20 protein-coding genes and 1 rRNA gene are annotated in these 24,353 nt (G+C 50.1%); 18 read left to right on the top strand and 3 right to left on the bottom strand.

Going from position 1 to position 24,353, the window contains the following annotated elements; translation table 11 throughout:
• Positions 1-49 precede the first annotated feature (49 nt).
• The gene (locus tag M0415_RS17655) at positions 50-1,129 is read right to left on the bottom strand and encodes a PepSY domain-containing protein (protein ID WP_249556352.1); all 1,080 of its coding nucleotides are present in this window, start codon (positions 1,127-1,129) and stop codon (positions 50-52) included.
• A complete protein-coding gene (locus M0415_RS17660) occupies positions 1,126-1,824 on the bottom strand; it encodes a peptidase (RefSeq protein WP_249556351.1) in 699 nt (232 codons plus the stop codon). Before M0415_RS17660 ends, M0415_RS17655 begins: the two co-directional genes overlap by 4 nt.
• Positions 1,825-2,341: 517 nt before the next feature.
• Here M0415_RS17660 and mraZ point away from each other — a divergent pair.
• From mraZ to lpxC, 15 genes are all read left to right on the top strand, one after another.
• A complete protein-coding gene (mraZ, locus tag M0415_RS17665) occupies positions 2,342-2,800 on the top strand; it encodes a division/cell wall cluster transcriptional repressor MraZ (protein WP_011624306.1) in 459 nt (152 codons plus the stop codon).
• A gap of 30 nt (positions 2,801-2,830) precedes the next feature.
• Positions 2,831-3,772 (top strand): 16S rRNA (cytosine(1402)-N(4))-methyltransferase RsmH, encoded by a 942-nt coding sequence (gene rsmH, locus M0415_RS17670; protein ID WP_011624305.1) that lies wholly within the window; start codon positions 2,831-2,833, stop codon positions 3,770-3,772.
• A 12-nt stretch (positions 3,773-3,784) separates the two neighbouring features.
• Positions 3,785-4,099: a cell division protein FtsL gene (ftsL, locus tag M0415_RS17675; RefSeq protein WP_011624304.1), complete on the top strand. Its 315-nt coding sequence runs from the start codon at positions 3,785-3,787 to the stop codon at positions 4,097-4,099.
• Between the two features lie 13 nt (positions 4,100-4,112).
• Entirely contained in the window at positions 4,113-5,864 is a 1,752-nt protein-coding gene (locus tag M0415_RS17680) for a peptidoglycan glycosyltransferase FtsI (protein WP_011624303.1), read from the top strand.
• Entirely contained in the window at positions 5,861-7,342 is a 1,482-nt protein-coding gene (gene murE, locus M0415_RS17685; RefSeq protein ID WP_249556350.1) for a UDP-N-acetylmuramoyl-L-alanyl-D-glutamate--2,6-diaminopimelate ligase, read from the top strand. The genes M0415_RS17680 and murE overlap by 4 nt, the downstream gene beginning before the upstream one ends.
• The gene (locus tag M0415_RS17690) at positions 7,339-8,721 is read left to right on the top strand and encodes a UDP-N-acetylmuramoyl-tripeptide--D-alanyl-D-alanine ligase (protein ID WP_086903076.1); all 1,383 of its coding nucleotides are present in this window, start codon (positions 7,339-7,341) and stop codon (positions 8,719-8,721) included. Before murE ends, M0415_RS17690 begins: the two co-directional genes overlap by 4 nt.
• Entirely contained in the window at positions 8,722-9,804 is a 1,083-nt protein-coding gene (gene mraY / locus M0415_RS17695; RefSeq protein ID WP_011624300.1) for a phospho-N-acetylmuramoyl-pentapeptide-transferase, read from the top strand. It begins immediately after the preceding gene.
• Positions 9,805-9,810: 6 nt separating this feature from the next.
• Positions 9,811-11,130: a UDP-N-acetylmuramoyl-L-alanine--D-glutamate ligase gene (murD, locus tag M0415_RS17700; protein ID WP_249556349.1), complete on the top strand. Its 1,320-nt coding sequence runs from the start codon at positions 9,811-9,813 to the stop codon at positions 11,128-11,130.
• Positions 11,120-12,331: a cell division protein FtsW gene (gene ftsW, locus M0415_RS17705; protein WP_011624927.1), complete on the top strand. Its 1,212-nt coding sequence runs from the start codon at positions 11,120-11,122 to the stop codon at positions 12,329-12,331. Before murD ends, ftsW begins: the two co-directional genes overlap by 11 nt.
• On the top strand, positions 12,331-13,419 hold the full coding sequence (gene murG, locus M0415_RS17710) for an undecaprenyldiphospho-muramoylpentapeptide beta-N-acetylglucosaminyltransferase (protein ID WP_249556348.1): 1,089 nt from the start codon (positions 12,331-12,333) through the stop codon (positions 13,417-13,419). Before ftsW ends, murG begins: the two co-directional genes overlap by 1 nt.
• Positions 13,420-13,421: 2 nt before the next feature.
• Complete coding sequence (gene murC, locus M0415_RS17715; RefSeq protein WP_011718496.1) at positions 13,422-14,888, top strand: UDP-N-acetylmuramate--L-alanine ligase; 1,467 nt, start codon at positions 13,422-13,424, stop codon at positions 14,886-14,888.
• Between the two features lie 151 nt (positions 14,889-15,039).
• On the top strand, positions 15,040-15,789 hold the full coding sequence (locus tag M0415_RS17720) for a cell division protein FtsQ/DivIB (RefSeq protein WP_011718495.1): 750 nt from the start codon (positions 15,040-15,042) through the stop codon (positions 15,787-15,789).
• A complete protein-coding gene (gene ftsA, locus M0415_RS17725) occupies positions 15,770-17,005 on the top strand; it encodes a cell division protein FtsA (RefSeq protein WP_011718494.1) in 1,236 nt (411 codons plus the stop codon). The genes M0415_RS17720 and ftsA overlap by 20 nt, the downstream gene beginning before the upstream one ends.
• A gap of 27 nt (positions 17,006-17,032) precedes the next feature.
• On the top strand, positions 17,033-18,220 hold the full coding sequence (gene ftsZ / locus M0415_RS17730) for a cell division protein FtsZ (protein WP_086903078.1): 1,188 nt from the start codon (positions 17,033-17,035) through the stop codon (positions 18,218-18,220).
• A gap of 180 nt (positions 18,221-18,400) precedes the next feature.
• Positions 18,401-19,321, top strand: a complete 921-nt coding sequence (gene lpxC, locus M0415_RS17735) for a UDP-3-O-acyl-N-acetylglucosamine deacetylase (RefSeq protein WP_011624293.1) — start codon at positions 18,401-18,403, stop codon at positions 19,319-19,321.
• A gap of 13 nt (positions 19,322-19,334) precedes the next feature.
• On the opposite strand, the gene M0415_RS17740 is transcribed toward lpxC, so the two are convergent.
• Entirely contained in the window at positions 19,335-19,781 is a 447-nt protein-coding gene (locus M0415_RS17740) for a DUF721 domain-containing protein (RefSeq protein ID WP_011718492.1), read from the bottom strand.
• Between the two features lie 27 nt (positions 19,782-19,808).
• Here M0415_RS17740 and M0415_RS17745 point away from each other — a divergent pair, with 27 nt between their 5' ends.
• The 3 genes from M0415_RS17745 to M0415_RS17755 all read left to right on the top strand — a co-directional run.
• Complete coding sequence (locus tag M0415_RS17745) at positions 19,809-20,708, top strand: M23 family metallopeptidase (RefSeq protein ID WP_011624932.1); 900 nt, start codon at positions 19,809-19,811, stop codon at positions 20,706-20,708.
• 60 nt (positions 20,709-20,768) lie between these two features.
• Positions 20,769-23,495: a preprotein translocase subunit SecA gene (gene secA, locus M0415_RS17750; protein WP_249556347.1), complete on the top strand. Its 2,727-nt coding sequence runs from the start codon at positions 20,769-20,771 to the stop codon at positions 23,493-23,495.
• 654 nt (positions 23,496-24,149) lie between these two features.
• Positions 24,150-24,353: ribosomal RNA gene (locus M0415_RS17755) — 16S ribosomal RNA — on the top strand; the annotation flags it as partial.

Consider the following 24,353-nt stretch of genomic DNA (forward strand, 5'->3'; position numbering starts at 1 on the left):
GCTTAATATTTAGACTATACGCCGATTTAAGCCTGTACGCGACACTCCTTTACTGTTCTGACTGTGGCCAATATCTGTGCTGGGCTTTGGTGGCTAATTCAAGTTTGCCAGGATGTGCCTCGTGTTGGCAGCTCAGGCGAATGCCTTGTGCTAGCTCTGTGGCGGTGAGTTTATCCAGATCATAATCATTGGGACAGGGCGGCTGCTCGACAAACCTGAGTTTACACAGGCCGCAGCGTCCGCCACCGCCGCATTGGGTTCTCAATCTTTCACGCCCTCGATTAATGCTCTCTAAATAAGTGCCATTGAGATCGGTGAATTCGGCGAGCGGCTGAGCGTCTTGAGTAAAAAGCGCCAGTTTTCCTATGGAGTTTTTGCGCCTCAAGAATGGCAGGGATAACTGACCTTGATGGAATTTATGCCCAAGGAGGTAAATCCCCGAAAGACCTAAAAACAGCGCAGCAATGCTGACAACTTGTACCAATAAGTGATTAAAACCAATGCCATTATCGGGAGCATAGTCCATAAAATGCAGCATAAAGAGTAGATCCTTGAGATCCGATTGACGATTTTGGTGAGCAAGAACCGCACCCGAGGCGGTATCGATATAAATTCGCGTTCCGACTTCATCTGCGGCTGTTAGCATGGCAACTGGGCCACTGGCATCGAATGGTGTTTCGCGGGTGAGGATTTGCGGTGCGCTGAGTTCACCTGAGCCCGAGTAGCTCTGTTTGGCAATCGCGACTATCTCAGCATCGTTCAAGGATAGCGGCTTTAGTGAGTCCGCCCAAAACCAGCGAGTTTGCTGAGTTGTAGTGAGGGCATACACGGCGCGGCTCAGCACTGAGGTTAGCTTAAGTTCGATAATGCCTTCTGCTTGATATTGTTGCAGTAGGTTTTCCGTGGGGGCGAGTGCAGTAGTGGGGCTCGCCGTTTTATGAGTGGCGCGATATGGGTTCGCGTCCAAAAACCTATCGTCAATTAGGTTAAAGGCAAGTCCTGTCACGACCCAAATCAATAATTGCAGGCCAACGATAAGACCCAGCCATTTATGTAAGGTTTGCAGCAACAAGCTGATGGAATGCTTGCTGCCAGCGGTGCTGGTATGGCTAAGAGTCGAGAAGCTCATACAGGCTCCTCCGGGTTTCGAAAACTGATATAGGTTAAGGCGATACCAAAGAGTGCGGTCAACAGGGCGAGGCTAGTCATTAGCGTAAGTAACGGATTATGCACATTCTCCCGCGTCTCATAATCCATAATATGCAGCATCCACATCAGATCGAAGAGTCGCCAGTAATCATGGCGCGCGCTGACCACTTGTCCTGTGACTGCCGAGATATAGAGTGTCGAGTGCATGGTATCGTCTAACGTCAGCTGCCAAACGGGGAGCACGCGGGCAGGGATTTCACTTGGAACGTTCTGCTCAATGAATGCCGAGCCGATAATCTTAGCCTGACCCGTATAGACTCGCAGCGCGGCGTCGAGCGCCTGCTGTTTATCAAGCAGTGGTAATACTTCGCCGGTCTCACTGCTAAAGCGCTGTAATTTCCCTGCAATCTTTGCGCTGTACCAAAGTGAGCCTTGATAGGCATACAGGCTGATATCCGTCGCACCGGGATGTGACTTAGTAAAGTCTGTAAAGCTATAGACGGGCGCATCAACTTGGAATATCGCCGTACTTGCCTTATCTACCAGTGGTTTGCCGCGAATAAACTCTATATCCATCAGCACCATGTAGGCACCCGTTCCTAGCCAGATCAGCAATTGAATGGCGGTTATCAGTGCAAACCACTTGTGGCAGGTACGGATCTGAGTCGCTGTCATAACGTTATTCTTTGAGTTTATCCCGCGGGAGTTTTGATCTTCCTCGCAATCGTGAAATAAAAGCCTTCCTAAATTGCAGAATAAATCCGCAATCAAAAATAATATTTCAGCGATTTATGCTAGAAATTGACGCTCTATAAGCTTATGCGAATGTAAAAATTGAGTCTATTTTGTTGTGCTTTGTGAGTCTAGCGTGATTTGTCTAACGGGAAAATCCCACATTTAGCGAAACTCTATGGCAAATATTGCATTGCAACTGCCTGAAAGCAAAAGGCTGCTGCTTTTTTGCTCGCATTTTATTCCTGCGCTTTCCATCGTTTAGCTGATTTTTCGCTGATCTTTTTGTCAAAACTTTGTCGCTAAGTTATAGGCTCAACATGCTGCTAACCCGCTTGCCGACTGGCTTTATAAAAGGATCCCATCCCTTGACAATGCTTGTCTACTATCCCTAAACTTAGCATTTGTGGGAAATAGTGGATATTTGTGGATCAAAAATCAAAGGATAGGATGAATTAGCGTGTTTCGTGGAGCCAGTGCTATCAACTTAGATACAAAGGGACGGATCGCTATTCCAGTGCGATACCGCGAACCTTTGCAGCTAGAGCACCAAGGCCGCATCGTCATCACAGTCGATATTCAATCTGCGTGTTTACTCCTTTATCCCATCCACGAGTGGGAATTGATCGAAGCTAAGTTACTCAAGCTTTCAGATACCGACAAAACCCAACGATCCCTTAAGCGCATGTTGCTGGGTTATGCCCATGAGGTCGAACTCGATGGCAACGGGCGCATATTACTGCCACCGCCGCTAAGACAATACGCCAATTTAGATAAGCGCATCATGCTGGTGGGACAGTTAAACAAGTTTGAGCTGTGGGATGAGCAAGCTTGGCTGCAGCAAATTGATGAGTGTCAGGAAACGATTCGAAGCGAGGAGCTCGCGAATAACGAGCGTCTGGCGGATTTTTCACTCTAACGAGTCGCATAACTAAATAAGAAGAGAGTAATGAGTCAAGAATTTGCCCATTTATCCGTTCTGCTCGAAGAAACGGTCGGCGGTTTGAACATCAAAGACGATGGCATCTATATCGATGGCACGTTCGGCCGCGGTGGTCATTCAAGACAAGTACTGCAAAGACTGGGTGAAAACGGACGTCTGATTGCGATCGACCGTGACCCTCAGGCCATTGAAGCTGCAAAACAATTCGCCGATGATCCCCGTTTTCAAATCGTACATGGCGGTTTTGGTCAATTAGCCGATTACGTCGAAGAGCTTGGTCTGGTTGGCAAAATTGATGGCGTGTTACTCGACTTAGGTGTGTCTTCACCGCAGCTCGATGATGCCGAACGTGGCTTTAGTTTCCTGCGCGATGGTCCGCTCGATATGCGCATGGACAATAGCCAAGGCGAAACGGCGGCCCAGTGGTTAGCGCGCGCCGAAATTGAAGATATGGCCTGGGTATTTAAAACCTATGGCGAAGAGAAAAATGCTCGCCATATTGCCCGCTGTATTGCGGCTGACCGCGATAAAACCCCGTTTTTACGTACCAAAGATTTAGCCGATTTGATTGCGCGGATCACTAAAAATAAAGAGCGTAATAAACACCCTGCAACTCGGGTGTTTCAGGCGATCCGTATCTATATCAACAGTGAATTAGATCAAATTGATCAAGCGCTTGAAGGTGCATTAACCGTACTCGCGCCGCAGGGACGTTTATCGATTATCAGCTTCCACTCTCTGGAAGATCGCATCGTAAAACGTTTTATTCGTCGCCATAGCCAAGGTGAGAGCGTGCCACACGGTCTGCCAATCACCGAAGATCAAATTAACAAGTCGCGTAAATTGCGCGCCATAGGTAAGGCGATTATGCCTTCCGATGAGGAAATTGAACGCAATGCCAGAGCGCGCAGCTCTGTGTTACGCATTGCCGAGCGATTAGATTACTAGAGGGCAAACAAAGTGAGTAAGCCCTCATTAAATCTGCCACGGATTGTGTTAAACGACCTGTGGCAACACAAATGGATCTTGTTACTCGCACTGCTCGTGCTCAGTAATGCTGTGGCAGTGGTGTATACCAGCCATGTGAGCCGTAAGCTCACCACCCAATGGGATCAGCTACTGCAGGAGCGTGACAGATTAGATATCGAGTGGCGCAATTTATTATTGGAAGAGCAATCCCAGACCGAACACAGCCGGATCACGCGGATTGCATCAAAGGATCTCAACATGAGTCGACCCTTACCCAGCGAAGAAGTTGTGGTAAAGGTGCCGTGAACATAGGGAAGATATGACTAGGCAAGCAAAAACCAAACAGGCCAGCAAAAAGCAAAAGCCACAACTGATCCACTGGCGTTTATACGTCGTGGTTGGCTTTGTATTTGCGATGTTTTCGAGCCTTGTGGGTCGTGCTGCTTATATTCAAATTATCGAGCCCGATAAACTGCGTCACGAGAGCGACATGCGCACCCTGCGTACTACCAGTCGTGAGGTGCAGCGTGGCTTAATCACCGACCGTAACGGCGATATGCTGGCGGTGAGTGTGCCAGTGCGCGCCGTGTGGGCCGACCCTAAACAAGTCAATGATAACAATGGTTTTACCGATATGCGCCGCTGGCAAGCGTTGGCGGACGTATTGCACGAACCCGTGGAAGATGTGCTCGAAAAGGTGCGTAGCAATCCAACCAAACGTTTTACCTACCTGAAACGCCAAGTCACGCCTGCGGTGGCAGACTATATTACTCAGCTTAAATTGCCTGGGGTGTTTTTAAAGTCCGAGTCACGCCGTTATTACCCCGGTGGTGAGATCACCGCCCAGCTAATCGGCATTACCAATATCGACGATGTCGGTATTGAAGGGGTCGAAAACGCCTACAACAGTTGGCTTACTGGTACACCATCTAAACAAAAAGTGCGTAAATCCCGCGATGGTCATGTGGTTGAGCGTCTCGATATCGTTCAGGAAGGCGAGAGTCCAAATGATTTAGTGTTGAGTATCGATCAACGTATTCAACAGCTTGCCTACCGTGAGTTAAAGCGCACTACTGAGATGAACCAAGCGACCTCTGGCTCGATTGTGGTGCTCGATATCCACACGGGTGAAGTCTTGGCTATGGTGAATACGCCGTCCTACAACCCTAATTCGCGCGACAATCTGCAAACCTTCAGAATGCGTAACCGCGCCATGACGGATACCTTTGAGCCAGGCTCGACCATTAAACCTTTTGTGGTTGCTGCGGCGTTAGAAGCGGGCACGGTTAAGTCTACCGATGTGATCCCAACGTCACCTGGCTGGATGCGTTTAGGTGGCCGCCAAGTACGTGATGCAACTAACTATGGCGATATGACTCTGGCACGTATTCTGGCGAAATCCAGTAACGTGGGGATCAGTAAACTCGCCCTGTCTATTCCGGTGCAGCAGTTATTAGGCACTTATCAATCCATGGGTTTAGGTAGCTTCTCGGGGATTAACCTCACGGGTGAGAGCGCGGGTTTGATCCAAGACCGCCACCGTTGGTCTGATTTCGAGCGCGCGACATTATCTTTCGGCTACGGCCTAACGGCGACCACGCTGCAACTCGCGCGGATGTACGCCACTTTAGGTAATGGCGGCACGCTATATCCAGTATCGATTTTAAAACTGAAAAAGCCGCCCGAAGGTGAGCGCGTGATCTCACAAGAGGTTGCTCACGATGTGCTGCAAATGATGGTAGGTGTGACCGAAAAAGGCGGCACAGGTACGCTTGCGCATATCGATGGTTATCCCGTCGCGGGTAAATCGGGCACCAGCCGTAAGGCGGTAGCTGGCGGTTATGGTGATGATTATGTTGCGTTATTTGCTGGCGTCGCGCCGGTGAATAATCCCAAACTCGCGATTGTTGTCGTAGTGAACGAGCCGAAAGGCGATCTCTATTATGGTGGTTCAGTGGCAGGGCCGGCATTCGCTAAGGTGATGTCAGGCGCACTGCAAATGTTAAATGTCGAACCCATTTCCGATAAAGAACAGGTGCAATTGGCGGGACTCGCCGGGAGAACTGAATGATGTTGTTAAGGGATCTATTAGCGCCTTGGTTCCCCTACGCGGGCGAACAAACCTTCTTAGATATGACTTTAGATAGCCGCGCAATACGTCGCGGCGATGTGTTTTTAGCGCTGCCCGGCCATAAGGTCGATGGTCGTCAATTTATCGATAAGGCCTTAGCCCAAGGTGCGACCGCGGTATTAGTGCATACGGATAAGATTGATGAGCAAGGCAAAGTTATTGAGACTGAGCAAGGCGTGCAGATTTATTTTTATCAGTTAGCTAAGCAAGTATCGGCGGTCGCCGCCGTGCGTTATCCCGTTGTCCAAGGCCAGTCTATGGGCATTGTGGGAATTACCGGAACCAACGGTAAAACCTCGACCAGTCAGCTCTGCGCGCAATTAGTGACCCTGCTTGAGGGCAAAGCGGCGGTGATGGGCACGCTCGGCAATGGCCTCTGGGGCGAGTTAGTCAACAGCGGTAATACGACCGCCGATGCCATTACGTTAATGCGCCAACTACATGAGTTTGCGGACAAAGGCGTGAATACCTGCGCGATGGAAGTCTCAAGTCACGGCTTAGTCCAAGGTCGAGTCGATGCCGTACCCTTCGATGTGGCGGTATTCACTAACTTGACCCGTGATCATTTGGACTACCACGGCGATATGGAAAACTATGCCGCGGCCAAGCAAATGCTGTTTCGCTTCGACGCTTTGCGCCACGGCTTAGTCAATCTTGATGACCCCGTTGGCGCCGCTTGGTTATCCGAGTTGGCAAATGTTCCCGCGAAGATGTGGGGCTTTAGCATTGAAGCGCATGCCGAGGCGGCGTTTTACACTAAGAATGCCCAATTTAACGACCAAGGCGTGCAGGCGACACTTGTCTGGCCCGAGGGCGAAGTTGACATTCGCTCTCCTTTATTAGGCGCCTTTAACCTCTCGAATTTACTCGCTGCTTTATCCGCCTTGTATTTGCTGGGTATGGATATGCGTGCACTAGCTGCCAAGGTGCCTTATTTAGTGCCCGTGGCTGGCCGCATGGAACGTTTTACCACTGCGGACAACATTACCTTAGTCGTCGATTATGCCCATACCCCGGATGCGATTGAACAGGCACTAAATGCACTGCGCCGCCACTGCGCGGGTGAGTTGTGGTGCGTGTTTGGCTGCGGTGGCGACCGTGATAAGGGTAAACGCCCGCTGATGGGACAAGCGGCGGAGCAATTTGCCGATCGCATTATGGTGACTAGCGATAATGCCCGTAGCGAAGATCCTAACCAAATTATTACCGATATTATCCAAGGGCTGACTCACCCAGAGCGTGCGCTGACCGAGGTTGACCGTGTAGCTGCGATTAAGCATGTCGTCGCGCAGGCTAAACCTGGGGATGTGATTTTGCTTGCGGGCAAAGGCCATGAAACTTACCAAGAGGCGGCAGGTGTGCGTCATGACTATGATGAGCGCGCCCTGGCACGTCAGTTATCGGAGCAAAGCCAATGATCCCAATTTCCCTCGAGGCGCTGAGCCAACACTTAAGTGCGCATCGAGTCGGTGACGATGTCACCATCCAAGCATTAAGCAGCGATAGCCGTAAAATCGGCCCTGCGACCCTGTTTGTCGCCTTAAAGGGCGAGCGTTTTGATGGCCATGATTTTGCGGCCACGGCAATTGAAAATGGTGCCGTTGCACTAATGGTTGAACGTCAATTGGCTTTCGATGTGCCACAGCTTATTGTTGCCGATTGCCAAAGGGCCATGGGCGCGATTGGCGCCTATGTACGTGACCAAGTGGATCCCATTTGTGTGGCCTTAACTGGCTCCAATGGCAAAACCAGCGTGAAAGAAATGATCGCCACGATTTTATCGGCGAAGCATCAAGTGCTTTACACCGCTGGCAATTTTAATAATGAAATCGGTGTGCCACTCACTTTGCTGCGTTTAACGCCTGAAGATAAGTACGGGGTGTTTGAGCTTGGCGCTAACCATAAAGGTGAGATTGATTACACCTCGAGTTTGGTGCGTCCTCACGTAGCCTTAGTCAATAACGTTGGCAGCGCCCACTTAGAAGGCTTTGGTTCACAGGCGGGTGTAGCCCAGGCCAAATCGGAAATCTACAACCATTTACAACCCGGTGGCACGGCGATTATCAATGCCGATGATGCCTTTGCCGATGTGATGCGGGTGAAAGCGAAACAATATAAGCAGTTGAGCTTCTCTCAGCAGGAAGGCGCGGCTAAACGTCAAATCGATGTGATTGCCACTGGCCACAAAGCCAATAGTGAAGGTTGCTATCGCTTTATCCTCAATTATGCGGGAGAGTCCTGCGAAGTGACCTTACCTTTAGCGGGTCGTCACCAGGTTAGCAACGCGCTAGCTGCGGCAAGTGTTTGTATTGCTTTGGGATTAAGCCTAAAGGAAATCGCCGATGGCTTGAGCCAGTTGACCCCTGTTAAGGGCCGTATGCAACCAACTCAATTAGGACGCGTTCGCTTAATCGATGATAGCTATAACGCCAATCCCGTGTCAGTGGGAGCGGCTATCGCTTGGTTAAAGGAAATTTCTGAAAATCGCTGTTTGGTACTGGGAGATTTGGGCGAATTAGGCGACAATGCGCCCCTTTTACACGCTGAACTGGGACAACTGGCAAAGCAACAGGGCATCGATGCTCTGTTCTGTACCGGCACCTTAACTCAGCACACTAGCCAAGCTTTCGGGGCGGAGCACCATGACAGCGTGGCGACGTTAGTAGAAAAACTCATAAAACACATCAACCAGTTGCCGGGACAGGTGACGGTTTTAGTTAAAGGTTCACGTAGTGCCGCAATGGAGCGGGTCGTGGATGGCCTAACAGTAGCCTTCGGGCGTGGGGAGTTAGTGTAGATGCTGGTGTATCTGGCCGAGTATTTAACCCGTTTTCATACTGGGTTTAACGTATTTTCCTATGTGACATTTCGAGCCATTTTAGGCTTGTTAACCGCATTAATGTTTAGTTTATGGTGGGGGCCTAAACTGATTGAGCGTTTGCAGTTAATGCAGATTGGCCAAGTTGTGCGTAACGACGGGCCAGAGTCGCATTTCAGTAAACGCGGTACGCCGACTATGGGCGGCTTGATGATTTTAGGCGCCATCTTTATCAGTGTGCTGTTGTGGGGCGATCTCGGTAGCCGTTATGTTTGGGTGATGCTGTTTGTATTGGGCAGCTTCGGCATGATCGGTTTTATTGATGATTACCGCAAAGTCGTGCGTAAAGATACTAAGGGACTGATCGCGCGTTGGAAGTATATTCTGCAATCCTTAGCGGCGTTGATCATTGCTTTCTTCCTCTACACCACAGCGTCTAACCCGGGGGAAACCCAGTTAGTCGTACCTTTCTTTAAGGACGTGATGCCACAGCTTGGCGCTGTGTTTATCGTATTGGCCTACTTTACTATCGTAGGTTCGAGCAACGCGGTGAACCTAACCGATGGTCTCGATGGTTTGGCGATTATGCCAACGGTAATGGTGGCCGCGGCATTCGCCTTGATTGCTTATCTGTCTGGCCATGCTCAATTTGCTAATTACCTGCACATTCCGCATTTACCAGGTTCGGGTGAGTTAGTGATCGTCTGTACTGCGATTGTGGGCGCAGGCTTAGGCTTTTTATGGTTTAACACTTATCCAGCACAGGTCTTCATGGGCGATGTGGGCTCGCTGTCTTTAGGCGCTGCCTTAGGCGCGATTGCGGTACTGGTTCGCCAAGAGATCCTATTAGTGATTATGGGTGGTGTGTTTGTAATGGAAACCGTGTCTGTGATCCTGCAGGTCGGTTCTTACAAGTTACGTGGCCAGCGCATTTTCCGCATGGCGCCTATCCATCACCACTATGAATTGAAAGGCTGGCCTGAGCCACGCGTGATTGTCCGCTTTTGGATTATCTCGATTTTCTTAGTGTTACTCGGCTTAGCCACGTTGAAGTTAAGGTAATCGCTCATGCAAAGTCAGTATTCACACATAGTGTTAGGTTTGGGTGCCACCGGGCTCTCGGTAGTGCGCTATTTGTGTGGAAAAGGCATTACGCCCTTGGTGATGGATAGTCGTCGCCAACCTCCTGGTGCGGACACCCTTGCCAGCGCATTCCCTGAGGTGCAGCTGATTGCCGGCGGATTCGATTGCCGTTACTTAGTGCAAGCAACGCAAATCATTATCAGCCCAGGCATTGCGATTGATACGCCCGAGGTGCGCGCGGCACTGGATATGGGGATTGAAGTCATTGGCGATGTGGAGCTATTTGCCCGTGAGATTGCCGACCGAAAACCTTGCGTGATTGGGATTACTGGCTCAAACGGCAAGTCGACCGTCACCACCTTAGTGGGTGAGATGCTGCGTGAAGCTGGTATGGCGGTGGCCGTGGGGGGCAACATTGGCATTCCGGCGCTCGATCTGCTGACGGAAAATGCCGATATTTTTGTGCTTGAGTTATCGAGCTTCCAGCTCGAAACCACCCATAGCTTGAACTGCGTGGCGTCGACCTGTTTGAACGTGACCGAAGACCATATGGACAGATACAGCGATATGGATGCTTATCGCAAGGCCAAGCTGCGTCTGTACCATCAAAGCCGCTCTATCATCTTTAACCGTGATGATGCGCTGACTATCCCGACTGAGCCGATGAACCAAAACAGCTTTGGTTTAGCGCCGCCAGAGGGCGATGAGTGGGGCATTTGTGATAGCAAGATTTACCACGGTCACAGTGAAATTATGCCGATCACCGAAGTATCGCTGATTGGTAGTCATAACCATGCCAACTTACTCGCTGCCATGGCGCTGGTGTATGCCGTGGGCGTCGATAAGCAAGTCATGGCTAAAGTGGCTCGTACCTTTACTGGCCTTTCTCATCGCTGTGAAGTAGTCGGTGTGAAAGCGGGCGTGACCTATGTGAACGATTCGAAGGCGACCAATGTTGGCGCCACAGTCGCGGCGCTCGATGGGTTAAGCGATCACTTAGGTGACATTATTTTGATTGCCGGTGGTGATGGTAAGGGCGCGGATTTCAGCCCGCTAGTCGAGCAGTTAACGAAAGTGACACACCTCATCACCTTAGGTCGCGATGGTAATAAGATAGCCGCATTGAAGGAAGGGGCCATCAAGGTGGACTCTATGGCTGCTGCAGTGGCTAAGGCCGCCGAGTTAGCCACCTCGGGCGATATCGTACTCCTATCGCCAGCCTGTGCGAGCCTAGATATGTACAGCAATTTTATGGCTCGTGGGGATGATTTTAGAAGCCAAGTGGAGCAACTCGATGGCGAGTGATGCAAGACAGCTCAGCCTGTTTGGGCGAGTGCTGAACGCACTGCCTAACTGGCAACGTGATAACGAGGTCCCGGGCGTGCAATTGTACGACCGGGCTTTGCTCACGGCCGTGCTGTCTTTGATTGGCTTTGGTTTTGTCATGGTCATGTCGGCCTCTATGCCTGAGGCGCAAACGTTGACGGGCAATCCCTTCCACTTTATGACCCGCCATGTGGGTTATCTGTTGGGATGCTTAGTGATTGCCGCTTTTGTGCTGAGGGTCGAGATGCAAACTTGGCAGCGGATGAGCCCCATCATGTTGCTAGGCGTGTTTTTGATGTTGCTGGCGGTGCTGGTTGTCGGTACCACGGTCAACGGTGCGACCCGTTGGTTATCCATAGGTCCCATTCGTATTCAGGTGGCCGAGGTCGCTAAGTTTGCGTTCTCTGTGTATATGGCGGGTTATCTGGTACGTCGGCATCAGGAAGTGCGTGAAAATGCGAAGGGCTTCTATAAGCCGATTGCGGTATTTGCGATCTACGCGATTTTGATTTTGATGCAGCCCGACTTAGGTACCGTGGTGGTGTTATTCGTCGGTACTGTGGGGCTGTTGTTCCTCGCGGGGGCGCGTCTGCTGGACTTCTTCGCGCTGATTTTTGCCGGGGTGTTGGCTTTCGTGGCGCTGGTTCTGCTCGAGCCATACCGTATGCGCCGGGTGACCTCGTTTTTAGATCCTTGGCAAGATCCGTTCGGTAGTGGCTATCAGTTAACGCAATCGCTGATGGCCTATGGTCGGGGCGATTGGTTTGGTCAGGGCCTAGGTAACAGTATTCAGAAGTTGGAGTACCTCCCCGAGGCGCATACCGACTTTATCTTTGCCGTGATCGGTGAAGAGTTAGGTTTTATCGGCATTATCGCAGTGTTATCCGTGCTGCTGTTTGTGGCATTGAGGGCCATTCGCCTCGGCAATTTATGTTTGGCGATGGACAAAGCCTTCGAAGGTTATCTGGCCTATGCCATCGGGATTTGGATCTGTTTCCAGACCGTCGTTAATGTGGGCGCAAGCATTGGTATGTTACCTACTAAAGGGTTAACACTGCCCTTTGTGAGTTACGGCGGTAGTAGTCTATGGGTCATGACGGCGGCGGCAATGACATTGCTGCGCATCGATTATGAGCGGCGCATGAGTTTAGTTCAGGCCGTGCAAGGGAGATTGAAGTAATGACCGACGCGGGTAAACGTATTTTAGTCATGGCAGGCGGCACGGGCGGACATGTGTTCCCGGCGCTCGCGGTGGCAAAATATTTAGCGCAGCAAGGTTGGCAAGTGCGTTGGTTAGGCACCGCTGACCGTATGGAGGCGCGTTTAGTGCCTCAGTATGGCTTCGATATCGATTTTATCGACATCAAGGGCGTGCGTGGCAATGGTTTAGTGCGTAAATTGGCGGCACCTTTTAAAGTGGGGCGCTCGATTCTACAAGCCAAGGCCGTGATTGCCGAGTTTAAGCCTGATGTGGTGTTAGGTATGGGCGGATTCGCCAGTGGCCCAGGCGGTGTGGCGGCGAAATTGGCGGGCGTGCCCTTAGTGCTGCATGAGCAAAACGCCATTCCGGGAATGACCAACAAGTTACTCTCGCGAATTGCGAATCAAGTACTGTGCGCCTTTAAAAATACCTTCACTCAGGTGAAGGCCAAGGTGGTGGGTAACCCCATTCGTCGCGAGCTTATTGCCTTAGGTGCCGAGCCTAAGCAAGCCGCGGATGATGCCTTAAAAGTCTTAGTGGTGGGCGGCAGTTTAGGCGCCAAAGTCTTTAACGACTTAATGCCAGAAGTGGTAGCCGCGCTGAGTAAGCAGCAGTCGATTACGGTTTGGCATCAAGTGGGTAAGGATAATCTGACGGGCGTTAAGTCGGCTTATCAACAGCAAGGACAAGAGGGCGGCGTTAACGTTGCCGAATTTATTGATGACATGGAAGCCGCCTATCGCTGGGCGGATGTGGTATTGTGCCGTGCCGGCGCGCTGACGGTATCCGAGTTAGCGGCGGTGGGACTACCGAGTATTCTGGTGCCTTATCCCCATGCCGTGGATGACCATCAGACCCGTAACGCCCAAGTATTGGTTGAGGCTGGCGCCGCTTTCCTATTGCCACAGGCCATCTTGGACGTGAATAAACTGGTGAGTAAATTACAGTTACTCGCCAATGACAGAGCAGAATTAGCCCAAATGGGCCAAAGAGCGAGAGATGTTGCCGTGTTGGATGCGACCGAGCAGGTGGCCCAAGTGTGTATCGCTCTCGCCGAGAAAGGATAGGTATGACTAAGACAGAAAGATACTTACAGCTAAGAAGTATGATCCCAGAAATGCGCCGGATTAAGCGTATTCATTTTGTCGGCATTGGCGGCGCGGGCATGGGCGGGATCGCTGAAGTATTAGTAAACGAAGGTTATGTCGTCAGTGGTTCAGACATCGCACAAAACGCCGTGACTGACAGACTCTGCCTGCTGGGCGCGAAAATTCATATCGGCCATGGCGCCGATAACGTGCAGCAAGCCGATGTGGTGGTGGTCTCGACCGCGATTAATCCCGAAAACCCAGAGATTATTGCGGCGAAGGAATTACGTATTCCCATCGTGCGCCGCGCCGAGATGTTGGCCGAGTTGATGCGTTATCGCCATGGTGTGGCGATTGCGGGGACGCACGGTAAAACCACGACCACCAGTTTGATTGCCAGTTTGTATGGTCAAGCGGGTCGCGATCCGACTTTTGTGATCGGTGGCTTGTTGAACAGTGCTGGCACTAATGCTCGCTTAGGCACGAGTCGTTATCTTATCGCCGAAGCCGACGAGAGTGATGCGAGCTTCCTGCATCTGCAACCTATGGTCAGCGTGGTGACGAATATTGAAGCTGACCACATGGACACCTACGGCGGTGACTTTGAAAAGCTCAAATCAACCTTCGTGGACTTTTTACATAACCTGCCATTCTATGGCGTGGCTGTGGTGTGTATCGACGACGCTGTGGTGCGCGAGATTATGCCGCGTATTGGTCGTCACATGATTACCTACGGCTTCAGTGACGATGCCGATGTGCAGGCGCTGAACTTCCATCAGCAGGGTCACCAATGCCGCTTTACCGTCAGACGTAAAGGCAAGGAAGATTTAGATCTGCTGCTTAACCTGCCGGGTCAGCACAATGTATTAAATGCGCTCGCGGCGATTGCCGTGGCGACTGAAGATGAAATCGATGATAGCGCCATCATTCAAGCCTTGGCCGAGTTCCAAGGTATTGGCCGTCGTTTCCAACACTTAGGTAAATTTGCGACGCCAAAGGGCGAAGTGATGTTAGTGGACGACTATGGTCACCACCCCAGCGAAGTGGCTGCGACCATTAAAGCGGCGCGTGCAGGCTGGCCAGACAAACGCTTAGTGATGGCCTATCAGCCACACAGATACACTCGTACCCGTGACTTGTACGAAGACTTTATTGAAGTGTTATCTCAAGTGGATTGCTTGCTGTTACTCGAGGTGTATAGCGCGGGTGAAGCGCCGATCCCCGGTGCCGATGGCCGTGCACTGTGCCGCTCGATTCGTTTGCGTGGCCAGTTAGATCCCATCTTTATCGCCAGCCCAGATCAGTTAGCCGAAGTGCTACCCGATGTGTTGCAGGAGGGGGATTTATTGTTGACCCAAGGTGCGGGTAATATAGGCGCCCTGTCGCGCCAGCTAGCCGCCTCTGAATTGGGCTTTAGCATTGCCGCGACAACCGAGGTAAAACCTTGATGTATTGCGGAACAACTCGGGTTTAAAGGAAATTTTGACCCGAGGCTTTAGCTCTATATAATGGCCGATTTTCTGTGGTTTTTAGTAGTGTCGTTGAAAGGTGGAAACAAACGTGTCTTGGAGTGATAAGAGGCGACACTGGTGGGCGAGGATGTCACGGGTTAATTGGTACCTGTGGAGCGGAATTGGTTTTTTATGGTTAGTCATTGGGAGTTTTGTCTTTGGTGGCTACCAACTGCATAAGTTTTTAAATGATGCCAGCACGCTGCCCATTGAGGCTGTGGCCATCAAAGGTGAACGGACTTACACCACAGATAGAGATATACAAATTGCACTACAGGATTTAATGCAGCGGAGTTTTTTCAGCGCAGACATCACCTTAGTGCAACAGGCGTTAGAAGCCTTACCTTGGGTGTATCGCGCGTCAGTGAGGCGTGAATGGCCAGCGAAACTCAGGGTGTATTTACAGGAGCAGCAACCGGTCGCCCATTGGAATGGCACCGCTTGGCTCAATGTGCATGGTGAAGTGTTTGAAGCGCCATCGCATCCTGAGCTAGAGCATTTGCCTTATTTATCTGGACCAGATGATATGGGGACCGAAGTGTTAACCGCCTACGCGCAGGTTAACTCGCTACTGAAGATTAATGGCTTTACCTTGGCCAATTTGAGTTTAACGCCACGTCATGCGTGGCACGCGACACTGGGTAACGGTATTGTTTTAGACCTAGGTCGAGAAGATAAAATGGCAAGGATACAAAGGTTTATCACTGTTTATCCGTTACTGGCGAAACAAGATAAACCGATTGCCAGAGTGGATTTGCGCTACGACACAGGGTTGGCCGTAGGCTGGGGCGATGCACAAACAAGAGAGCCGATAATTAATGACCAAAAACCAAGATAGAAATCTGATCGTCGGATTGGACATAGGAACCTCTAAAGTCGCAGTGATCATAGGCGAAGTTCTGCCCGATGGCGAAATCAGCATAGTCGGCCTTGGTAACCACCCTTCAAGGGGCATGGATAAAGGTGGCGTTAACGATTTAGACTCCATCGTGCGCAGTGTGCAACGCGCGCTCGATCAAGCGGAATTAATGGCAGACTGCCAAGTATCATCGGTTTACCTGAGCATCTCCGGTAAACATATCGCCTGCCAAAACGAAAATGGCATGGTGTCGATTAACGATGAAGAAGTGACACAGGAAGACGTCGACAACGTGATCCACACCGCTCGCTCGGTGAAGATCCCAACGGAACGCCGCATTCTGCATGTGTTACCACAGGAATATGCGATTGACGTACAAGACGGCATTCGCAGCCCTATCGGCATGTCAGGCATGCGGATGGAAGCCAAGGTACACATAGTGACCTGCGCCAACGATATGGCGAAGAACATCACTAAGAGTGTTGAACGCTGTGGTTTGAAGGTCGATGACTTAGTGTTCTCCGGCATTGCGTCGGCGGATGCGGTATTAACTTTCGATGAAAAAGACTTAGGTGTGTGTATCGTCGATATCGGCGGTGGCACGACGGATATCGCCGTGTACACCAATGGTGCGCTGCGTCACTGCGCGGTTGTGCCGGTTGCGGGCAACCAAGTGACCAACGATATCGCGAAGATTTTCCGCACACCTTCGTCACATGCTGAACAAATTAAAGTGCAGTTCGCCTGTGCGCGCAGCTCCATGGTGAGCCGTGAAGACAGTATCGAAGTGCCTTCGGTCGGTGGTCGCCCATCGCGTAGCATGTCGCGCCATACTTTGGCCGAAGTGGTAGAGCCGAGATATCAAGAGCTGTTTGAGTTAGTGCTCAAGGAGCTGAAAGACAGTGGTTTAGAAGATCAAATCGCCGCAGGTATCGTGCTCACAGGCGGTACGGCGTCGATCCAAGGCGTGGTGGACATCGCGGAGGCAACCTTTGGTATGCCGGTTCGCGTCGCCTCACCATTGCCGATTAAAGGGTTATACGAATACGTGGATCAGTCTATTTACTCCACTGGGGTTGGATTGCTTCATTACGGTGCAAGACGGGTGCTTGAGCGTCAATTCGAGCGTCCTGAGCGTCAAGGGGTTACCAGTGCTTGGAATCGGGTCCAAAGCTGGTTTAAGGGTGAATTTTAATAACGCAGGCAACACGGAGATCAGACAATGTTTGAGATCATGGACACTCACTCAGACGACGCGGTGATTAAAGTCATCGGCGTTGGCGGCGGCGGCGGTAATGCTGTCGAACATATGGTCAAACACAACATTGAAGGTGTTGAGTTTGTCGTTACCAACACAGACGCACAGGCGCTACGTAAATCAGGCGCTGGCTCAACGATTCAATTAGGTCGCGATGTCACTAAAGGTCTTGGCGCTGGCGCCAACCCAGAAGTAGGTCGTGCCGCAGCGGAAGAAGACCGCGAAAACATTCGTGCGGCGATCAAAGGCTCAGACATGATTTTTATCGCCGCCGGTATGGGCGGTGGTACGGGTACAGGTGCTGCGCCAGTTGTGGCTCAAATCGCTCGTGAAGAAGGCATCTTAACAGTTGCCGTCGTGACAAAGCCTTTCCCTTTCGAAGGCAAGAAGCGTATGGCTTATGCCGAGCAAGGTATTAGCGAACTGGCCAAGCACGTGGATTCGTTAATCACTATCCCTAACGAAAAATTATTAAAAGTATTGGGCCGTGGTACGTCATTACTCGATGCGTTTGCCGCAGCGAATAACGTGTTACTCGGTGCAGTACAAGGTATTGCCGAGCTGATCACTCGCCCAGGTCTGATTAACGTCGACTTTGCGGACGTGAAAACCGTTATGTCCGAAATGGGTAATGCCATGATGGGTACCGGTGTTGCGCGTGGTGAAGACCGTGCGGAAGAAGCGGCCGAAGCGGCAGTTGCCAGCCCATTGTTAGAAGACATCGACTTAGCCGGTGCCCGTGGTGTGTTAGTTAACATTACCGCAGGTATGGACATGAGCATCGAAGAATTCGAAACCGTAGGTAACCATGTTAAAGCTTACGCTTCTGACAACGCGACTGTGGTCGTCGGTGCGGTGATCGACCCAGAAATGAGCGACGAGCTGCGTGTTACTGTGGTTGCAACGGGTATCGGTGCTGAAAAGCGTCCTGATATTCAACTGGTTTCTAAACCAGCACCACGTCCAGAGCCAGTGGTTGTGGAACCAAAAGTCGAAGCCTATGTCGAAGAAGCAACTCATGTGAGCTATGCGGCGCCAAAGGGTAACGTGTTACCGGCATCGCCAGCACCGGCTCCAGCGCCAGCACCTTCAACAAAGCATGAATTGGATTACTTAGATATCCCAGCGTTTTTGCGTAAGCAAGCTGACTAAAACAGGTATTTGAGTCCAGCGTGTCGGGTGGTGCCTCTCTCTGTGAGGCTGTACCACCCAATGACTACATTTGTATGACATGGTCAACTTATGTTACCATGTAGCACCTATGTGGTCGTTTTGCCGCCGCTGTGTGTGCAAATATTAGGCTTAATTATAGAAATCTAAACGGGTAACTGAATGATATTTCAAAGAACTGTTCAAAAAATGGTGAAGGCTACTGGAGTCGGTTTGCACTCTGGGAATAAGGTCACCTTGAGCATTATGCCCGCACCAGTCAATACAGGGATCGTACTCGTGCGTACCGACATGAATCCTGCCGTTGCTATTCCAGCAAAGGCGGAACAAGTTCGCGAAACCACTATGTGCACGGCACTTGTCAATGACGAAGGTATTCGTATTTCGACTATTGAGCATTTATTTGCAGCCTTAGCGGGTTTAGGCATTGATAACGCCGTAATCGAAGTGGACGCGCCTGAAATCCCAATCATGGATGGCAGTGCGAGCCCATTTGTCTTCTTACTTCAGTCTGCGGGTATCAAAGAGCAGGCTGCGCCTAAGAAGTACTTAAAGATTAAACGCCCTGTGCGTGTTGAAGACGGTGATAAGTGGGCTGAGCTGAAGCCATTCAAAGGCTTTAGAGTCAACTTCAAAATTGACTTTGCTCACCCTGAAATTGCCCGTAGTCAACAGCATGTGGTGATGGACTTCTCTACTTCTGCTTTTGTTAAAGACATTAGCCGTGCCCGTACTTTTGGTTTTATGCGTGATATTGAGTATCTGCGTGCGAACAACCTAGCATTAGGTGGCAGCATGGAAAACGCGGTTGTACTTGATGAATATCGCGTCCTCAACCCCGACGGCCTGCGTTATGAGGATGAGTTCGTTAAGCACAAAATTTTAGATGCGTTTGGTGATCTCTACGTGGCAGGACACGCCATTCTTGGTGAGTTTACTGCCTATAAAACGGGTCATGCACTGAATAACCAATTAGTGCGAGCCTTATTGGCGCAGCAGGATGCGTGGGAGCTGGTGAGCTTTGAGAAAGAAGCCGATGTTCCCGTCAGCTTTACTGTGCCAGGTGGCGCGGTTTACGCTTAATAGCGCTTGATGTTTACTTATTACGGCTGGCCAATGTGGCCAGCCGTTTTAGTTTTTCGCCTAGTGTTCCGCTCACATTTTCTGCAAGCGCAGCAATATGTTCTGCCGCGGCCGGACTGAGTTGCTTGTGCGCCTGTTTCGGCTTTGCGTCATACAATGCTAATCTCGGGTTGACTTTAACTTCAATTGCGGTAAGGATTGGGAGCGTTTCTGCTTGAAGCTGCGCTAGTAGTTTCGGCTTTTGGAAATTAATTCGTGCAGCCCATGCTGCCGAAGTGGTTTCAACCACAAGAACACCCTGGCGGAAATTGGCGACTTTCAGCTGCTCCGCAACAGGACCTGCGACAATCTGCTTCACGTGCTGATCCAGATATAAAAGTAGTTCCGCTTTCTCAGCTATATCGGGCAATGTGCCTGACTGGTGTAGTAATTGGCTGAGATCCTGAGGGGGCTTTTTCATATGATAATAAGATGGCTGAATTAGGCTATGAGTGTAACAGTATTTATTCAAGGTCGGAATGGCGTCACGCGCTGGCAACCCAGTAAACGCTGGTTGCTCCTTCCCATGCTATTGTTGGCGACTGGTGCCGGTATTTATCAACACAACTCTGCTAAATTTGAAAACCAGCAAGCCAGTGTCGATAACGATCGTATCCAACGCGAACAACAAAAGAAGCAAGTTTTAGAATTAAAGAGTGCCACAGAGTCACAGCTAGCCATGCTGGCGACCCATGTCGCGCGCATGCAAGCTAAAATCACCCGTCTCGAGGCTTTAGGTCAACAAGTCGCTAAACAAAACAAATTGGATGAAGACTTTGATTTTTCCTCTGAAGTGGGTGTCGGTGGCTTGAGCGAATTAGGTTCGAATATAGAACTTGGTCAGCTTATCGATGATATGGATAAACTGGCGTCACGAATTGACAACAATAATGTTCAACTATCACTACTTGAAACAGTGTCATCTAACCACCATATAGATGCTGAACGTTATGTATCAGGGCTCCCACTCGATAAAGGTTGGTTATCGTCGCCCTACGGATTACGTAATGACCCTTTTAACGGTCGTCGAACCATGCATAAAGGGATCGATTTTACCGGTCGAGAAGGGGCTAAAGTTGTCGCGACTGCTGCAGGCGTGGTGACTTGGGCTGGGAATATGTTTGGCTATGGCGAATTGGTCGAAATCGATCATGGTAACGGTTTACGTACTCGCTATGGTCATAATAAAGCTTTGTCAGTAGCTGTAGGTGATGTGGTCGCGAAAGGCGAAACCATCGCCAGTATGGGAAGCACGGGGCGCTCAACGGGGGCTCATGTGCATTATGAAGTGTTGCGTGGCGGACAGCAGATAGATCCACAGAAGTTTGTCTACCGCAAGGCAGGTTAATTGAAACATTGGCTTCTAGTTTCCATCATGGACTTGGCCTACAGAAAATAAGTGATTCAGATGTTTGGTAAATTACTGACAAAAGTATTTGGTAGTCGCAACGACCGTACCCTCAAAGGGTTACAAAAAGTAGTTAATAAGATTAATGCGCTTGAAGCCGATTATGAAAAATTAACCGATGAACAGCTTAAGGCGAAAACCGCCGAGTTCCGCGAGCGTTTAGCGGCCGGAGCTTCGTTAGAGAGTATTATGGCGGAAGCCTTCGCGACCGTGCGTGAAGCATCGAAGCGTGTTTTCGAGATGCGCCACTTCGACGTGCAGTTACTCGGTGGTATGGTGCTAGACAGTAACCGCATCGCTGAAATGCGTACCGGTGAAGGTAAAACCTTAACCGCGACCCTACCAGCCTATCTAAATGCCTTAACCGGTAAAGGCGTTCACGTTATTACCGTCAACGATTACTTAGCTCGTCGTGACGCCGAGAATAACCGCCCACTGTTCGAATTCTTAGGTTTAACGGTCGGCATTAACGTAGCAGGTCTAGGCCAGCAGGCGAAAAAAGACGCCTACAACGCCGACATTACTTACGGTACCAACAACGAATTTGGTTTCGACTATCTGCGCGACAACATGGCGTTTTCGCCACAAGAGCGTGTTCAACGACCATTACACTATGCACTGATCGACGAAGTCGACTCAATTCTTATCGACGAAGCCCGTACGCCATTGATTATCTCTGGTGCCGCCGAAGATAGCTCTGAGCTATACATCAAGATCAACACGCTTATCCCAAGTCTTATCCGTCAAGATAAAGAAGACTCAGAAGAGTATGTGGGTGAGGGTGACTACAGCATCGATGAAAAAGCCAAACAAGTGCACTTCACCGAACGTGGTCAAGAGAAGGTTGAGAACCTGCTGATTGAGCGCGGCATGTTAGCCGAAGGCGACTCACTCTACTCTGCGGCAAACATTTCTCTGCTGCACCATGTGAATGCGGCGCTGCGTGCGCATACCCTGTTTGAGCGCGATGTTGACTATATCGTTCAAGATGGCGAAGTGATCATCGTTGACGAACACACTGGCCGTACTATGCCAGGTCGTCGCTGGTCAGAAGGTTTACATCAAGCCGTTGAAGCCAAAGAAGGCGTTCGTATTCAAAACGAAAACCAAACCTTGGCATCGATTACCTTCCAAAACTACTTCCGTTTATATGAGAAGTTAGCGGGTATGACAGGTACGGCTGATACCGAAGCGTTTGAGTTCCAACACATCTATGGTCTAGATACTGTGGTTGTGCCAACCAACCGTCCTATGGTACGTAAGGATATGGCGGATTTGGTTTACCTCACCGCTAATGAAAAATACCAAGCGATCATTAAAGACATCAAAGATTGCCGTGAACGTGGCCAACCTGTTCTAGTGGGTACAGTTTCCATCGAACAGTCAGAATTGTTAGCGCGCTTAATGGTGAAGGAAAAGATCCCGCACCAAGTGCTTAACGCTAAGTTCCACGAAAAAGAAGCCGAAATTGTTGCCCAAGCGGGTCGTACTTGCGCTGTGACTATTGCCACTAACATGGCGGGTCGTGGTACCGACATCGTGTTAGGCGGCAACTGGAATATGGAAATCGAAGCCCTCGAGAATCCAACGGCTGAGCAAAAAGCTAAAATTAAGGCCGACTGGCAAGAGCGCCACGATGCCGTGGTCGCCGCCGGTGGTTTACACATTTTAGGTACTGAGCGCCACGAATCTCGCCGTATCGACAACCAGCTACGTGGTCGTGCGGGTCGTCAAGGTGACGCGGGTTCTTCACGTTTCTACCTTTCTATGGAAGATAGCTTAATGCGCATCTTCGCCTCAGATCGTGTCTCTGGCATGATGAAGAAACTGGGGATGGAAGAAGGCGAAGCGATCGAACATCCATGGGTTTCCCGTGCGATTGAAAACGCGCAACGTAAAGTAGAAGCGCGTAACTTCGATATTCGTAAGCAACTGCTCGAATTTGACGACGTCGCAAACGATCAGCGTCAAGTGGTTTACGCACAGCGTAACGAGTTGATGGATGCCGAAAGTATCGAAGATACCATCAAAAACATCCAAGACGATGTGATCAGTGCGGTGATCGATCAATACATTCCACCACAATCAGTGGAAGAGTTATGGGATGTGCCAGGTTTAGAGCAACGTTTACAGCAAGAATTTATGCTGAAACTGCCAATCCAAGAATGGCTAGATAAAGAAGACGACTTACACGAAGAAACATTGCGTGAGCGTATCATCACTTCTTGGTCTGATGCGTATAAAGCAAAAGAAGAAATGGTCGGTGCACCAGTACTACGCCAGTTCGAAAAAGCCGTGATGCTACAAACCCTCGATGGTCTGTGGAAAGAACACTTAGCGGCAATGGACCACTTACGCCAAGGTATCCACTTACGTGGTTACGCGCAGAAGAATCCAAAGCAAGAATATAAGCGCGAGTCTTTCGAACTGTTCCAACAATTACTGTCGACCTTAAAGCATGATGTCATTAGCGTGCTATCTAAGGTACAAGTACAGGCTCAGTCAGACGTAGAAGAGATGGAAGCGCGTCGTCGTGAAGAAGATGCCAAGATCCAACGCGACTATCAGCATGCAGCAGCCGAAGCCTTAGTGGGTGGGGATGATGGTAGCGACGAGATGATGGCTCATACGCCAATGATCCGCGATGGCGATAAAGTGGGTCGTAACGATCCTTGTCCTTGTGGCTCAGGCCGTAAGTATAAGCAGTGCCACGGCAAGCTAAGCTAATAAACACGTAAACTCATTTAAAAGGCGACTATGATAGTCGCCTTTTTTATGCCTGCTGCTTTATCGGTGCTTTAACTCTCCACCGGCTCTAAAACCCTTCGGCTATAAATCCTGAGTGATGCTGCACTAAAATTAATCGCTTTTATCTGTTTTGTGGATAAGTTTGAGGATAAATAGTGGGTATTTTGTGACTAACTGAAACTATTGAAAAAAGATCAAAAAAACCGAAAAAAGCCCTTGCACAAAAAGTTCTGCTGCCTATAATGCGCATCCACTGACACGGCAGACAGCGATACGCAGTTTCAAGTGCCAGTTCATCGAGTGATTCACTCCTCGATGAGCGAAAAGAAAGTTGCAAAAACTACTTGACGCAAAAACGGGAATGCGTAGAATACGCAGCCCTGACCCGCTGAAATCACTTACGATAAGGTGATGGTCAACGCTCTTTAACAATTTATCAAGCAAATTTGTGTGGACACTCACAGGTGTTGAGTTAATCGAAATTACTCTGCCGTTTGGCGAGTAATCAAAATTTAAATCAATGAATGAGTGTTCATAGCAATATGTACAAAGTTTTGGTTTCGCTTTTTTAAAAGCGGAAACAAACGACAGAATTCATTGAGTCGTTTAACGCGAGTTAAACAAAAAAACTTTTAATTGAAGAGTTTGATCATGGCTCAGATTGAACGCTGGCGGCAGGCCTAACACATGCAAGTCGAGCGGCAGCACAAGGGAACTTGTTCCTGAGGTGGCGAGCGGCGGACGGGTGAGTAATGCCTAGGGATCTGCCCAGTCGAGGGGGATAACAGTTGGAAACGACTGCTAATACCGCATACGCCCTACGGGGGAAAGGAGGGG

This window comes from Shewanella sp. 10B (assembly GCF_023475885.1).
In the GTDB taxonomy this organism is placed as follows: domain Bacteria; phylum Pseudomonadota; class Gammaproteobacteria; order Enterobacterales; family Shewanellaceae; genus Shewanella; species Shewanella mangrovisoli.

Excerpts from the sequence above, each read along its gene's own strand:
- lpxC (WP_011624293.1), top strand. The coding sequence starts at position 18,401 with ATGATATTTCAAAGAACTGTTCAAAAAATGGTGAAGGCTACTGGAGTC.
- secA (WP_249556347.1), top strand. The coding sequence starts at position 20,769 with ATGTTTGGTAAATTACTGACAAAAGTATTTGGTAGTCGCAACGACCGT.
- ftsZ (WP_086903078.1), top strand. The coding sequence starts at position 17,033 with ATGTTTGAGATCATGGACACTCACTCAGACGACGCGGTGATTAAAGTC.
- M0415_RS17680 (WP_011624303.1), top strand. The coding sequence starts at position 4,113 with ATGACTAGGCAAGCAAAAACCAAACAGGCCAGCAAAAAGCAAAAGCCA.
- murD (WP_249556349.1), top strand. The coding sequence starts at position 9,811 with ATGCAAAGTCAGTATTCACACATAGTGTTAGGTTTGGGTGCCACCGGG.
- murE (WP_249556350.1), top strand. The coding sequence starts at position 5,861 with ATGATGTTGTTAAGGGATCTATTAGCGCCTTGGTTCCCCTACGCGGGC.
- ftsA (WP_011718494.1), top strand. The coding sequence starts at position 15,770 with ATGACCAAAAACCAAGATAGAAATCTGATCGTCGGATTGGACATAGGA.
- murC (WP_011718496.1), top strand. The coding sequence starts at position 13,422 with ATGACTAAGACAGAAAGATACTTACAGCTAAGAAGTATGATCCCAGAA.
- M0415_RS17740 (WP_011718492.1), bottom strand. The coding sequence starts at position 19,781 with ATGAAAAAGCCCCCTCAGGATCTCAGCCAATTACTACACCAGTCAGGC.
- rsmH (WP_011624305.1), top strand. The coding sequence starts at position 2,831 with ATGAGTCAAGAATTTGCCCATTTATCCGTTCTGCTCGAAGAAACGGTC.
- murG (WP_249556348.1), top strand. The coding sequence starts at position 12,331 with ATGACCGACGCGGGTAAACGTATTTTAGTCATGGCAGGCGGCACGGGC.
- M0415_RS17660 (WP_249556351.1), bottom strand. The coding sequence starts at position 1,824 with ATGACAGCGACTCAGATCCGTACCTGCCACAAGTGGTTTGCACTGATA.
- M0415_RS17720 (WP_011718495.1), top strand. The coding sequence starts at position 15,040 with ATGTCACGGGTTAATTGGTACCTGTGGAGCGGAATTGGTTTTTTATGG.
- ftsW (WP_011624927.1), top strand. The coding sequence starts at position 11,120 with ATGGCGAGTGATGCAAGACAGCTCAGCCTGTTTGGGCGAGTGCTGAAC.
- M0415_RS17690 (WP_086903076.1), top strand. The coding sequence starts at position 7,339 with ATGATCCCAATTTCCCTCGAGGCGCTGAGCCAACACTTAAGTGCGCAT.
- M0415_RS17745 (WP_011624932.1), top strand. The coding sequence starts at position 19,809 with ATGAGTGTAACAGTATTTATTCAAGGTCGGAATGGCGTCACGCGCTGG.
- mraY (WP_011624300.1), top strand. The coding sequence starts at position 8,722 with ATGCTGGTGTATCTGGCCGAGTATTTAACCCGTTTTCATACTGGGTTT.
- M0415_RS17655 (WP_249556352.1), bottom strand. The coding sequence starts at position 1,129 with ATGAGCTTCTCGACTCTTAGCCATACCAGCACCGCTGGCAGCAAGCAT.